Source organism: Jiangella anatolica, from assembly GCF_003236295.1.
Taxonomy (GTDB): Bacteria; Actinomycetota; Actinomycetes; order Jiangellales; family Jiangellaceae; genus Jiangella; species Jiangella anatolica.
The window spans coordinates 38,815-52,585 of sequence record NZ_POTW01000006.1 but is presented as its reverse complement, the minus strand read 5'-3'; the positions used below and the strand labels follow the sequence as shown (position 1 = coordinate 52,585).

Sequence of the window (13,771 nt, the reverse complement as noted above, 5' to 3'; positions counted from 1 at the left end):
CCCCCGTCCCGGCCAAGAGGATCGGGCAGCAGGGGGACGGCAAACGTGCCGGCCAACGTTCAAACCCGCTCTCGGTGGTTCACCAGGTGCCGAGGGTGAGCCTCTCGTCCGGTCCCGGCGCGGGGAGGGTGAGGCTGGTCGTCGTGGCGTCCGGCCAGGTGACGGTGACGGCGTCGCCGTCGGTGGTGACGGCCACGGACGGTGCCGCGGCGAGCGCGTCGGGGTCGGCGGAGAGCACGACGACGGCGGCGTAGAGGCGGCCGTGCTCCGCCGGCTCGGCGGTCGCGGCCCAGGGCCAGGCCGACCACCGGCCCAGCGGATGCGCGCCGTCCGACACCACACTGCCGGTGGACGAGACGTCGCCGAGGCCGATGACGAGGCTGGTCAGGCCCTGGCCGGCCACCACGCGGCCACTCGCGGCGCTCTCGGGCGGCGCCGCGTCGGAGGCGATGGACCAGCCGCCGAACCGCAGCACCCACGGCCCGGCGTCGGCCACCCACACCTCGTCCGGGTCGTCGGCGAGCGTGACCGGGTCCAGCCGGGCCAGCCGCACCTCCAGCGCGCCGCGCAGCACCGACGCCGTCGTCAGCCAGGGGCCGGTGCGGAACGCGTCGCCGTCGCCGACGGTCGGCTCGCCGGCTTCGCGCCAGTGTGCGCGCGACCGCGACGCGAGAACGGCCCCGTCCGGCGCATCGAGCGCCAGCCGCCGGATCGGGCTGCGGTGGCTCGGCCGCCCGGCGGCGTCCAGCAGCGCCACGTGCGATTCCCCCGGGTGTGCCACACCGTCCCGGTGCAGCGACGGCGCCGCATGCGTGGCGTAGCCGTGCCGTGCGTAGAACGCGATGTCGTCGGCGACCCTAGGGCCGTAGATGTGGTCGCTGCCGTGGTTGACCAGCCGGACGATCCCGTCGGCGGTGGTGCCCGAGAGCAGCCAGGCCGGCGCCGGCAGCAGCACCGACACGTCAGCGGTCTCCACCGCGAGCGGCTCCTCAGGCGCCGTCCACACCGGGTGCTCCGCCGGCAGCAGCAGCCCGGCGAAGCCCTTGCTGGACCAGTACGGCGACCCGGCGCCGGTGTACAACTGCCGGATCGGCGCGAACGCGCCCCGCCATCCGATCGGCTGGAGCCCGTCCTCGTCCGCCGCTCCCTGCGACACGAACCAGCGCAGCACTCCGCTGGCCAGCCGCCGGGTTCGTCCCGGCGGCAGCGGCGTCGCGTCGAACAGCGCGCCGGTCCAGAACGGGCCGAGCATCGCCCACCGGTAGGTCAGCGACCGCCCCTGCAGCAGCGGCGCACCTGACGGCGCGACGAAGTGCTGCGCGTCCTCCAGGTAACGCACCAGCCGCTCCCGGTACGACGCCGGCGCCTGCGTCCCGGCGATGCGGTGGAACCACAGCGGGTACACGTGCAGCGCCCAGCCGCTGTAGTAGTCGAAGTGCCGCAGGCCGTCCGGCCGCGTGCCGCCGTCGGAGTACCAGCCGTCGCCGGCGTAGAACCCCTCGTGGACGGCCAGGTTCCGGTCGATCTCGTCCTGCCGCCACGGCCCGCCGGCCGAGCGCAGGAACGCCTCGACGACGTTCTGGAACCAGACCCAGTTGTTCGTGTGCGCGAACGTCCCGAGGATCTCGCCCATCCACGCGACGACGGTCTCGCGCGTGCGCTCGGGCAGCCGGTCCCAGAGCCAGGGACGGGTCTCGTGCAGCGCGATCGCGATCGACGCCGCCTCGACCTTGGCCTGGCCGCGCTCGCCGAAGCGGGGCCAGCGCTCCGGCGACGACGGGTCGGTGCCGGCGGCGAGCCCTTCGGCGTACCAGTCGGCGAACCCGTGCGGGTCGGCGCCGCCGGCGCCGCCGACGCGGAACCCGGCCAGCAGCATGCTGCGGGCGAACGCCTCCAGCCCGTCGCTCCACCGGCCGCTGGCGCCGGCCGGCCCGGGCAGGGAGATCAGCGCGTGCCTGGGCGAGGCATACGGACGCAGCGCCAGCAGCAGGTGATCGGCCACCGCCTCCCAGTGCGTCCGCGTCCAGCCGGTACGCGGCGAGCGGGCAGGGTCAGGCGGCGGCAACTCGAGCATGAGGGCGTCCTCTTCCAGCGACGAAGGCGGCGGACAGCGTTTTCCACGACTATTGACGCAGCGGTTGAAACCATACAACACTCATATTATGGACGATGAAGTCACATTGCAGGAGTCTCCTCCCACCATGCTCTCGCGGCGTGCCGTCATGGGCATGCTCGTCGGCGCGGCGGTCTTGCCGCCGGTGCTGGGAGCCTTCGGACGGCCGGCACACGCCGCGCCGGCCGGCGCCGCCTCGGCCACCCTCGCCGACGCGTTGCGCCGCACCGAGAAGCCGAACCTCGCGTTCCGGCAGGTCGCCCAGCTCTCCAACGACCACTATCGGGTGACGTTCCACGAGGCCACCTGGGACGGCGGGCGAAGCTACGTCCGCGACCTCGAGCTGCGCACCGACTCCGGCTGGGTCGCCGTCACCGACCCGGAGCGCCGGTTCGACGAGCAGTGGGTCGTGCTGACCGGTACCGAACGGCCGAGCCCGCGCTACTACTACAGTTCCGCCACGCCGCACTGGGTCGCCTTCGACGGATTCCGCCAGCTCGGCCCGCGGACCGTCGAGCTGACCAGCACCGATCCCGGCGTCTACGACCTCACCGTGCGCTGGTCGCTGGGCCGCGAGCACCCCGAGCTCCACTACACCGTCACCGCGCGGCAGGCCGGCCACTTCGTCGTCGGCTACCAGAGCCTGGACACCTGCACCGCCGAGGACGCCGAGGAGGTGCTGTGCGGCATCCGCCAGCACGCCCGGGTCATCGGCAGCCCGGAGTCGCTGAGCAGCTGGGAGCTGTTCGCGCCGATGAGCCTGGTGCAGCGCACCATCGCCGGCCGGACCGTCACGTCCGGCCTCTTCATCCCCAGCGACGTCATCGCCTACGAGCACGAGCGCGACCTCGGCCCGTACCGCCAGCCGTTCGGGATGAGCCTGCTCAACGACGAGGCGCACGTGCAGCCGGTCGCCTACGCGCCGCAGGCCGGCGACCGGTCGCTGCTCGAGCCGGGCCAGAGCCTGGGCTACGCGTTCGGCGTCCAGGCGCACGACGGCCTGCTCTACGACGCCTACGTCGCCCTGTGCCGCGGCGAGTACGGCTTCACCGCCTACCGCGAGAACGTCTATGACACGTCGCTGACGCAGACGGCGTTCAACATCATGAACCTGGTCGGCATCGAGCCCGACGGCGACGACAGCGAGACGTTCGTGCCGTCGTTCTCCGGGTGGTGGAACCGGGCCAAGGGGTTCGCCGACTCCGAGAACGACCAAGCCGTGCGGACCTCTGTCGCGGGCGTGCTGCTGTCGGCGAACTACCTGCTCTCGCCGCCGGACCGGGCCGGTGACTTCTACGACCGCCGGGCCCGGCAGATGATGGAGTACCACGTCTCGCGGCGCAACCACGGGCACACGCCGATCATCGGCCGCGACGTCTACAACGACTCCTCCGCCACCGTCTACGGCCTGGGCGGCGTCGCCGTCGACGCGAACACGCTGGTCCCGCTGTACCGGCAGACCCGCGGCCAGAACGCCGCGCTGCACCGGCTGGCGCTCGACACCATCAAGGCCCCGCCGTTCCGCGACACCCGCACGCCGTGGAACAACGCCCTGCAGGCCTACGTGCTGACCGGCGACGAGGGCTGGCTGGCCGAGGCCGAGGCGCTGGCCCGGCGGTACCTGCGCGACCAGGTCATGACGCCGTACTCGAACAACCAGGGCGACGGCGTGTTCGTCTTCTCCTACTCCAAGCACTGGCTGGAGCTGTTCGTCATGTACGAGCTGACCGGCGAGCGCGACTTCCTCGACGCGGCCTACCGCGAGGCGCAGCGGTTCGTCACCCAGACGATGGTCCGGCCGGTGCCCGACGGCACTGTGCTGGCGCCCGTCCCGTACATGATCGACATGCAGTTCGATGACTGGAACGGCCACCTCCTGCCCGACTACCCGCTCGACGACATCGAGCCGGAGGAGGTGCCGGCCTGGTACGTGTCGACGACCGGGCAGACGATCGAGCAGCTGATCACGTACCGCATCCAGGAGCCGAAGCCGCACCCCGGTGGCGGCATGGTGATGAACCCGATCTGGGCGCCGTTCCTGCTCCGGCTGGCGCACGAGGCCGGCGACGAGTTCCTCGTCGACTTCGCGCACAACCTGGTGATCGGCCGCTGGACGAACTACCCGGGCTACTACAACCGCCAGTTCAGCGCGCACCACCTGAAGCCGGACTTCCCGCTGACCGGCCCGCCCGGCGAGAGCTGCATCTACTTCCACCACGCGCCGGCGCAGCTCGGGCTCACCCTGGACTACCTGTTCAGCGAGCACTACGTGCGCTCGGACGGGCGCATCAGCTTCCCGAAGCAGTTCGAGTGCGACTTCGTCTTCTTCAAGTTCAGCACCTACGGCCACGAGCCGGGCACCTTCTTCGGTGAGGACGGCGTCTGGCCGTACCTGCCCGAGGGCATCGTCGGCGTGGACCACCCGCAGCTGAACTGGCTGACCGGCGTCGGCAACGACTCGCTGTACTTGTCGCTGACGAACTCCCGCGACGCCGAGGTGGCCGCGACGGTGACGTTCGACCAGGAGCTCACCGGCATCGACCCGCGCAAGCGCTACGAGGTGCAGGTGCTGCGCGACAACGGACGGTGGAAGCACTACCGCCTGGCCGACGGGAAGCTGCCGGTGACGGTGTCCGCGCGCGGCATCACGGTCGTCGTCGTCCGTGGCGCCGGGCGGCCCGCGCCGTGGCACTGGCTGCCGTCGGCGGAGGATCGCGGCGCGGTCAGCTACTCGTTCGACGACGCGCTGCCCGGCGCCGAGGGCGGCCTGACCCGCGGCATGCTGCTGGTCCGGCCGGACCGCTCGGCCGCCGACGCCTACGTGCAGAGCGACTCCGTCGAGGCCGCGACGCTGGCGTACTGGGTGAACGACGGGCCCGAGCAGGTCATCGCGGACAAGCCGTACCCGAACGAGTGGACGGTACCGCTGACCGCGCTGACCGACACGTTCGGCTACGAGGTGCGCACGCCGTCGGCGACGTCGCAGCGGCGCACGCTGCGGCTGCCGTCGTCGCTCACCGGGGTCGCGGCCGGCGGGGCGGCGGCGTTCGGCTCGCTTGCCGCCCCGGCCACCGCGTCGCCGTCGGACGAGGTGACGGTGCGGGTGCGGCTGACGGCGGTCGCGGGGCTCTCGGGCCTGTCGGTGGCGCTGACCGCGCCGGCCGGCTGGACGGCGACCCCGTCGCAGCCGGTCCCTGACGCCGTCGCCGCAGGTGCGTCGGCGACCGGGACGTTCACCGTGACGGTGCCCGCCGACGCGGCGCTCGCGGTGCCGCACCCGCTGGCCGCGACGGCGTCGTGGTCCGGCGGCTCGGCGGACCTGGAACCGGTGACCGTGGAGCTGGTCGACCCCGTGCGGCTCACCGCGATCACGCCGTCGCCGGCCGTGGTGCCGGAGCCGGGCGGCTCCATCGACCTGCGCATCGCGGTGCTCAACCGCGGCCCGGTGCCGGTGACCCGGACGGTGACGGTCACCGGCCAGTTCCACTGGTCGTTCAGCGAGACGACGTTCGAGGTCGAGGTGCCGCCGCGCACCGAGCTCGAGCACGTCGTGCGGGCCACCACACGGCCGACGATCCCCACCGAGCAGACCCACTTCGTGTCGGCCAACCTCGACGGCAAGCCGAAGGTGACGATCAGCCTGCGGGTCGAGGACCCGGACATCGTCACCAGCACCAACAACGACTACCCGCCGCGCTACGACCAGACCGGCAGCTGGCTGATCAGCGGCCTGGCCGGTGCCGACGGCGCCGCCTCGCGGTACAGCCCCGAGGGCGTCACCGGCGGCACGGCGACGTGGACTCCCGACCTGCCCGCGGCCGGCACCTACGCCGTCGACGTCTGGTACCCGTCGAACCACGAGACCTCGACCGCGGCCAACTACGTGGTCAGGCACGCGGGCGGCGAGACCGAGTTCGTCGTCAACCAGCAGGAGCAGCCGCGCAGCTGGCGTGAGCTCGGCCGGTTCGAGTTCGCCGCCGGCATGGAGGGCCACGTGCGCATCGAGGTCCGCGACGCCGGCAACGGTTACACGCGGCTCAGCGGCGCCCGGTTCCGCCGGCTCTGACCGCGGCGGCCCGCGTTCCCCGGCGGACGATCTCAGCCGGGGAGCGCGGTCACCGTGGCGTGGTAGCCGAGGCTGGAGGAGATCTGGTCGGCGTGCTCGATGGCGATCATCGCGAGCTCGTCCTGCCGGGCCGGCAGGTTCATCGCCGACAGCGGGCCGGACACCGACAGGGCCGCGACGACCTGGCCGGACCGGTCCCGGATCGGCGCGGCGACGCAGGCCCGGCCGAACGCCAGCTCCTCCAGCTCGGTGGCGTACCCGCGCGAGCGGACCTCCTGCAGCGCGCCGGCCAGCTCGTCGTAGGACGTGATCGTGTGCGGGGTGTAGCGCGCGTACTCGACGCCGATGAGGTCGCGGAGACCGGTCGGCTCCAGCTCGCTGACCAGCGCCTTCCCCATGGCGGTGGCGTGCAGTGGGCCGCCGCGGCCGATCAGCGTGGACGGCCGCGGCGCGTTGGCGCCCTCGAAGTGGCACAGGTAGAACAGGCTGGCGTCGTGCCGCTCGGCGACGTTGACGCCGAGACCCAGCGAGGCCGCGAGGTTCTGCGCGAGCTGACGGGACTGCTGGTGCACCGGCGACTGGTTCAGCCCGATGCCCGCCAGCGTGATCACCCGCGGGCCGATGCCGTACAGCCCGCTGCGCCCGTGGTGGGTCAGGTAGCCGAGGTTGACCAGCGCGCCGACCAGCCGCGACACCGTCGACTGGCCGAGCCCGGTGGTGGCCACCAGCTCGGAGATGCGCCGCTCCGGATGCTCCTCGGTGAACGCGGACAGCAGCGAGAGCGCCCGCTCGACGCTCTGGGTGCCGCCGGCGGACTCGCGGACTGCTTCACGTGGCACGTCGGTGCTCCCCCAATTGGCTCGGAATCGTCATCTACATCGTAGATGAATCCCGTCATCCAGCCTGGCGGTCCCGCTCCTGCGCCCGCAGCGCCCGGTCCAGGTCGGCCAGGCCCTCGACGACCAGCCGGCGGGCGGCGTCGGGCAGCTCGGCGCCGGCCAGCCACTCCCGCACCGTCGCGGCGGTGGCGGCGTCGGCGAGCAGCCGCGGGAACAGCCCGACGATGATCGCCTGGGCGCTCTCGCTGGTCCGCTCCGCCCACAGCCGCGGGACCGCGTCGAGGTACGGCTGGACGTACGGACGCACCAGCTCGCGCTGCTCCGGGTGGGCGAACCCGCGCACCGTCGCCGTCAGCAGCGCGTTCGGCAGCTCGTCGGACTCGACGACGGCCTGCCAGGCGGCCGCCTTCGCCGCGTACGTCGGGACCGCGGCACGGGCGAGCGCGGCGTGCCGCTGCCCGGTCGCGGTGCTGTCGCGCTCCAGCTCGGCGTCGACGGCGTCCTCACCGGCCGCGCCCAGCACGACCAGCCGCTGCAGCAGGGTCCAGCGCAGGTCCGTGTCGACGACCAGCCCGGGCAGCAGCTCCTCGTCGCCGTCGAGCAGCGCCGCGATCTCCGCGACGTGCTCGTCGCTGGCCGCGGCCGCGACCCAGGCCCGGGTGAAGGCGAGCTGATGGTCGCTGCCGGCCTCGGCCGACCCGGCCAGCTGGCGCAGCGCCGCCGCCCAGCGCGAGGACAGCACCGTCCGGTTGGCCGGCCAGGCGTACAGCTCGATCGCCGCGCGGGCGGAGGCCAGCACGTGCTGCACCACGCCCATCGACGTCTCGCCCTCGATGCCGCCGAGCACCAGCTCGACGAACGAGCTGGCCGACATCTCGGCGTCGCGGAGCATGTCGGTGGCGGCGGTCCAGCACAGCGCCCGCGGCAGGGGATCCAGTGCGCCGATCGAGCGCACCACCGTCGCCAGCGAGCGGTCGTCCAGCCGCACCTTCGCGAACGTGAGGTCGTCGTCGTTGACCAGCAGCAGGTCCGGCTGCGTCACGCCGCGCAGCTCCGCGACCTCGGTGCGCGGGCCGTCGATGTCCAGCTCGATCCGCTCCCGCCGCACCAGCGCGCCGTCGTCGTCGTAGTCGTAGAGCCCGATCGCGGCCCGGTGGGAGCGGATCGTCGGGTGCTCCGGCGCCGCGGACTGCTCGATGACGACCGACGTGTACGCGCCGGCGCTGTCGACGGTGACCACCGGCTGCAGCGTGTTGACGCCGGCGGTACGCAGCCACTGCTCGTTCCACGCCGACAGGTCGCGGCCGCTGGTCTGCTCCAGGTGGCCGAAGAGGTCGGTGAGCGACGTGTTGCCCCACGCGTGCTCGGCGAAGTAGGCCCGCACTCCGGCCAGGAACTCGTCCCGCCCCACCCACGCGACCAGCTGCTTGAGCACGCTGGCGCCCTTGGCGTAGGTGATGCCGTCGAAGTTGACCTCGACGTCCTCGAGGTCGCGGATGTCCGCGGAGATCGGGTGGGTGGACGGCAGCTGGTCCTGGCGCAGCGCCCACAGCTTCTCGGTGACGGCGAACGTCGTCCAGCCGTCGGTCCAGCGGGTCGCCTCGGTCAGCGACAGCACCGATGCCCAGGTGGCGAACGACTCGTTCAGCCACAGGTCGTCCCACCAGCGCATCGTCACGAGGTCGCCGAACCACATGTGCGCCATCTCGTGCAGGATCGTCTCGGCCCGGCGCTCGTAGGCGGCGTCGGTGACGCGGCTGCGGAAGACGTAGTCCTCGTGGTGGGTGACGGCGCCGGCGTTCTCCATGGCGCCGGCGTTGAACTCCGGCACGAACAGCTGGTCGTACTTGGCGAACGGGTACGCCAGCCCGAACACGTCCTCGAAGAACGCGAAGCCGCGGCTGGTGACGTCGAACAGCTCGTCGGCGTCGAGGTGCTCGGCCAGCGACTTTCGGCAGTACAGCGCCAGCGGGATCGTCTTCTCCTTGCCGACGTGCTCCGAGCGCTCGACGTGGTACGGCCCGGCCACGATCGCCGTCACGTAGGTCGACAGCTTCGGCGTCGGCTCGAACGTCCAGCGCCGCTTGCCGTTGTTCGTGCGGCCGCGCTTGCCCGGCGAGTTCGACACGACCTCCCAGTGCGACGGCGCGTCGACGACGAACGTCACCTCGGCCTTGAGGTCGGGCTGCTCGAAGCACGCGTACACGCGGCGGGCGTCGGGCACCTCGAACTGCGAGTAGAGGTAGACCTCGTCGTCGACCGGGTCGACGAACCGGTGCAGGCCCTCGCCGGTGTGCATGTAGGCCGCGTCGGCGACGACCTTGACCTCGTTCTCGGCGGCCAGGCCGGCCAGCCGGACCCTGGCGCCGTCGTACACCTCGGCCGGGTCGAGCGTGGCGCCGTTGAGCACCACCTCGTGCACGGCCGGCGCGATGAGGTCGAGCCAGGTCTCGGCGCCCTCGGTGGCCGAGAACGTCGCCGTCGTCGTCGATCCGAACGTGGACTCGCCGCCGGTGAGGTCCAGGGCGACGGTGTACTTCACCGACGAGGGGTCGACGACGGATGCGCGTTCGCGTGCCTCGTCGCGGGTCAGGTTCGTGCCAGGCATGGCCCGATCCTGGCAGATCGTGCCCCGTCATGTCGGTGAAGGCGGTGGGAATCGGGCGTGCCGCCGCGAGGTTGGCCACATCGAGACCTTGTTGACACGTCAATCGTGATGAAGGGCAGCACATGAGCGAGACCACCGCCGTGGACTTCTGGTTCGACCCGATCTGCCCGTGGGCGTGGATGGCGTCCCGCTGGATCATGGAGGTCGAGCGGGTCCGGCCGATCGAGGTGACGTGGCACGTCATGTCGCTGTCGTACCTCAACGCCGAGCGCGACCTCGGCGAGGAGTACAACCAGCTCATGGCGGACAGCTGGGGCCCGGTGCGGGTCGTCACCGCGGCCCGCGAACTGCACGGCGAGCAGTGGGTGAAGCCGCTCTACGACGCGCTGGGCACCCGGTTCCACCTGGGCGGCGAGACCGACCGGCAGGAGGTCATCGCCGCCGCGCTGGACGAGGTCGGGCTGCCCGCCTCGCTGGCCGCGTACGCCGACACCGACGAGTTCGACGCGGCGCTCAGGAAGAGCCACCACGCTGGTATGGACCAGGTCGGCACCGAGGTCGGCACTCCGGTCATCGCGGTCGAGGGCTACGCGTTCTTCGGCCCGGTCATGTCGCCGGCGCCGAAGGGCGACGAGGCCGGCCGCGTGTGGGACGGCGTGCGGGCGCTGGCCTCCTACGACGGCTTCTTCGAGCTGAAGCGGACGCGGACCCGGGACCCGATCTTCGACTGACGTACGGCAGAATCGCGCCCATGCGCGTCCACGTCGGCTCCGACCATGCCGGGTACGAGGTCAAGAACCGCCTCGTCGAGCTGCTCCGCGACGGCGGCCACGAGGTCGTCGACCACGGCCCGTTCGTCTACGACGAGTTCGACGACTACCCGACGTTCTGCCTGCGGGCGGGCGAGGGCGTCGTGGCCGACGAGGGCAGCCTCGGCGTCGTGATCGGCGGCTCCGGCAACGGCGAGCAGATGGCCGCGAACAAGGTGAAGGGGATCCGGTCCGCGCTGGCCTGGTCCGAGGAGACCGCGCGGCTGGCCCGCGAGCACAACGACGCCCGGGTGCTGGCCGTCGGCGCGCGGATGCACCCGTTCGAGGACATCGCGACGTTCGTGCGGACGTTCCTGGAGACCTCGTTCTCCGGCAGCGAGCGGCACGCCCGGCGGATCGCGATGCTCAGCCGGTACGAGGCGGACGGCGAGCTTCCTCCGCTGCCTGCGCCGGTCGACTAGCCCGCGGCGGCAGCGGCGTCTTCCCGATCCGCTCCAGCGCCGCGTCGAGCTCGGCCGCGGCCGGCCGGGACACGTCCCGCGCCCGCAGCGCCCGCGAGACGCCGACCTGGGAGCGCCGGTCGACCTGGTCGAGCTTGCGCACGCCCTTCTCGCGATCGTTCACAGGAAGGACGGTAGTGCCCGAGGGCCACACGATCCACCGGCTGGCCGGCGAGCTGTCGCTCGTGTTCGGCGGGCGGACGGTGGACGTGTCCAGCCCGCAGGGCCGGTTCGCGGCCGGCGCCGCCGTCGTCTCGGGGTCCGTCCTGTCCGGCGCGCAGGCGTATGGGAAGCACCTGTTCATCGGATTCGCCGGGCGGCGGTGGGTGCACGTGCACCTCGGGCTGTACGGGAAGTTCGACGTGCTCGACCGGCCCGCTCCGGAGGGGCCGGTGCGCGGCGAGGTGCGGATGCGGCTTCGTGTTCCCGGCGCCCACGCCGACCTGCGCGGGCCGACCCGCTGCGAGGTCGTCGGCGACGCCGAGGTGGCCGCCGTCGCGGCGCGGCTCGGGCCGGACCCGCTTCGCGGCGACGACCCCGGGCCGGCGCTGCAGCGGATCGGCCGCAGCCGGGCGCCGATCGGCGTCCTGCTGATGGACCAGGCGGTCGTCGCCGGGGTCGGCAACGTGTACCGCGCGGAGGCGCTGTTCCGGGCCGGGATCGACCCCGCTCGTCCCGGCGCGTCCGTGCCGGAACCGGTGCTGCGGTCGATCTGGGCCGACCTCGTGGGCCTGATGGAGCAGGGCGTGCGGAGCGGCCGCATCGACACCGTCCGGCCGGAGCACGAGCCGGAGGCGATGGGCCGTCCGCCACGGGTCGACGACCACGGCGGCGAGGTGTACGTCTACCGGCGCTCGGGGCAGCCGTGCCTGGTCTGCGGTACCCCTGTCGCGGCCGGAAGAACGGCCGCCAGGAACCTGTTCTGGTGCCCGAACTGCCAGCATTGACGCGCCATGGCCTGCAATTCTGTGTGATCTTCCTCCCACGCTCTTTTTGCCGCTAGGGTCCTCGTGTGACGACCCGATCGGCTGGCCTGCTCGGGCTTGCCGGGGCGTTCTTCGGTGGGCGTCCGGCCAATGCCCTGACGCGTCGCCTGATCCGCGAACCCGTGGTGATGGCAATGCTGCTGGCGGCCACGCTGCTGCTCGGGCTGTCGATGGTGCAGTGGGAGTCGATCGTGCCGGCCATCGCGCTGGTGCTGCCGCTGCTGTTCGGCGGGCTGTTCGTGCCGCCGCGGGCGCTGGCCTGGCTGGTCGGCGCGGTCGGGTTCTGCCTGGTCGCCGGCGGCGTCGTCATCGGCGGCGGCCAGACCTTCGCCGCCGTCACCGTCGTCGTCGGCATCACCGCGGTGGTCTCGCTGGGGTTGGCCCGGTCCCGGGCCCGGCTCGGGCTGCAGGGCACGATGGGCGAGTCGATGCTCGTCGACCTGCGCGACCGGCTGGCCGCGCAGGGCCGGATGCCGCCGCTGGGCCGTGGCTGGCAGATCGACCTCAAGCACCACGCCGCCGAGCGGTCCAGCTTCTCCGGCGACTTCGCCGTCGCCTCCCGTTCCACTGACGGGCGGGTGCTGGAGCTGGCGCTGGTGGACGTGTCCGGCAAGGGGCACAACGCCGGGACCCGGGCGCTGCTGCTGTCCGGCGCGTTCGGCGGGCTGCTCGGCTCGCTGCCGGCCGACCAGTTCCTGCCCGCCGCCAACGCCTACCTGCTGCGACAACGCTGGCCCGAGGGGTTCGCCACCGCCGTCCACCTCGTCGTCGACCTCACCACCGGCGAGTACCAGGTGCGCTCCGCCGGACACCCGCCGGCGATCCACTTCCACGCCGGCTCCGGCCGCTGGGCCACCCTCGACACCGAGGGTGGCCTGCTCGGCGTCTACGAGCAGAAGCACTACGAGCCGGTCACCGGGCGCATGCGCCCCGGCGACGCGCTCATGCTCTACACCGACGGGCTGGTCGAGGCGCCGCGCCGGGACCTGTCCGACGGCATCGACAAGCTGCAGGGCGAGGCCGAGCGCCTCGTGGCGCATGGCTTCCACGGCGGCGCGCAGAAGCTCATCAACGCCGTCGCCTCCTCCGACGCCGACGACCGCGCCCTGCTGCTGTTGTGGCGGACGCTGTAGCCGCTGTTGACGGGGGAGTGTGGGCACATCACTGAGCGTTCTCCCGCTCTACCAGGCATGCATGCCCAGCGGAGCGGGAGAACGCCTGGTGGGCGGCCCGCAACCTACCGCTTGTAGGCCGCGACCACTTCGATCTCGACCAGCCAGCCACCGACCGGCAGCGTGTCGACCTCGAGGTTGGTGCGCGACGGGCGGGTGGCGTTGGCGAACGAGACCGGCGCGTAGGCCGGGATGACCTCCCCGGTCACCCGATTCACGTTGGCCACCCACTTGCGGTAGGCGCGGTTCCAGCCGTTGTAGTCCGCGCGCGTGGCGCCGGGCGGGGCCTCGAGGTAGATCCGCATGCTGATGATGTCGGCCAGCGTGAGCCCCTGTGACGTGAGGTTCTCCTGGATCCGGGCCATCGCGTTCATGCCCTGCGCCTCGGTGACGGTGACCCCTGCGGGCAGCACGCCGCCGGGGAACTGGGCCGGGTCGATGTAGCGCTCCGGCGTCCCGGCCGGTGCGGCGGTGTTGAGTGCCGACGGCCCGACGCCGCTGGAGAAGTAGAGCGGCACCTGGTTGCCGACGGCGACGCCGCTGGCGATGAACGGGTCCGGCGCCTCGGCCGGGGCGGCCAGGTTGTACCGGACCTCCTGTGGCCGGGGCGCGCCGATGCCGGTGACGGCGACGACGCTGCCGGTGATGGCGAGCGTGGCGAGACTGGACACGGCGGCGACGACGGCCATCCGGCGGGTGGGCTTGCGCATAGTCCGA

10 protein-coding genes are annotated in these 13,771 nt (G+C 72.4%); 5 read left to right on the top strand and 5 right to left on the bottom strand.

Annotation, left to right across the window (positions count from 1 at the left end; translation table 11 throughout):
* Nucleotides 1-79 precede the first annotated feature (79 nt).
* On the bottom strand, nt 80-2,074 hold the full coding sequence (locus tag C1I92_RS03755; RefSeq protein WP_111253332.1) for a DUF2264 domain-containing protein: 1,995 nt from the start codon (nt 2,072-2,074) through the stop codon (nt 80-82).
* A 127-nt stretch (nt 2,075-2,201) separates the two neighbouring features.
* Between C1I92_RS03755 and C1I92_RS03750 the strand changes: the two genes are divergently transcribed.
* Complete coding sequence (locus tag C1I92_RS03750) at nt 2,202-6,179, top strand: golvesin C-terminal-like domain-containing protein (protein ID WP_111253331.1); 3,978 nt, start codon at nt 2,202-2,204, stop codon at nt 6,177-6,179.
* 32 nt (nt 6,180-6,211) lie between these two features.
* Here the strand turns inward: C1I92_RS03750 and C1I92_RS03745 are convergent, their stop codons facing one another.
* Both C1I92_RS03745 and pepN read right to left on the bottom strand, forming a co-directional pair.
* Nucleotides 6,212-7,018 (bottom strand): IclR family transcriptional regulator, encoded by an 807-nt coding sequence (locus C1I92_RS03745; protein WP_111253330.1) that lies wholly within the window; start codon nt 7,016-7,018, stop codon nt 6,212-6,214.
* 55 nt (nt 7,019-7,073) lie between these two features.
* Entirely contained in the window at nt 7,074-9,626 is a 2,553-nt protein-coding gene (gene pepN / locus C1I92_RS03740; protein WP_111253329.1) for an aminopeptidase N, read from the bottom strand.
* A gap of 122 nt (nt 9,627-9,748) precedes the next feature.
* On the opposite strand from pepN, the gene C1I92_RS03735 reads away from it, so the two are divergent.
* A complete protein-coding gene (locus C1I92_RS03735) occupies nt 9,749-10,357 on the top strand; it encodes a mycothiol-dependent nitroreductase Rv2466c family protein (protein ID WP_111253328.1) in 609 nt (202 codons plus the stop codon).
* 20 nt (nt 10,358-10,377) lie between these two features.
* The gene (locus C1I92_RS03730) at nt 10,378-10,857 is read left to right on the top strand and encodes a ribose-5-phosphate isomerase (RefSeq protein ID WP_111253327.1); all 480 of its coding nucleotides are present in this window, start codon (nt 10,378-10,380) and stop codon (nt 10,855-10,857) included.
* Here C1I92_RS03730 and C1I92_RS33310 read toward each other — a convergent pair.
* The gene (locus C1I92_RS33310) at nt 10,802-11,020 is read right to left on the bottom strand and encodes a hypothetical protein (protein WP_146605011.1); all 219 of its coding nucleotides are present in this window, start codon (nt 11,018-11,020) and stop codon (nt 10,802-10,804) included. The genes C1I92_RS03730 and C1I92_RS33310 overlap by 56 nt on opposite strands.
* A gap of 13 nt (nt 11,021-11,033) precedes the next feature.
* Here C1I92_RS33310 and C1I92_RS03725 point away from each other — a divergent pair, with 13 nt between their 5' ends.
* Nucleotides 11,034-11,843: an Fpg/Nei family DNA glycosylase gene (locus C1I92_RS03725; RefSeq protein WP_111253326.1), complete on the top strand. Its 810-nt coding sequence runs from the start codon at nt 11,034-11,036 to the stop codon at nt 11,841-11,843.
* Nucleotides 11,844-11,908: 65 nt separating this feature from the next.
* Nucleotides 11,909-13,015 (top strand): PP2C family protein-serine/threonine phosphatase, encoded by a 1,107-nt coding sequence (locus tag C1I92_RS03720; protein WP_199520925.1) that lies wholly within the window; start codon nt 11,909-11,911, stop codon nt 13,013-13,015.
* A 104-nt stretch (nt 13,016-13,119) separates the two neighbouring features.
* Here C1I92_RS03720 and C1I92_RS03715 read toward each other — a convergent pair whose 3' ends face one another.
* On the bottom strand, nt 13,120-13,764 hold the full coding sequence (locus tag C1I92_RS03715) for a Rid family hydrolase (protein ID WP_199520924.1): 645 nt from the start codon (nt 13,762-13,764) through the stop codon (nt 13,120-13,122).
* Nucleotides 13,765-13,771 lie beyond the last annotated feature (7 nt).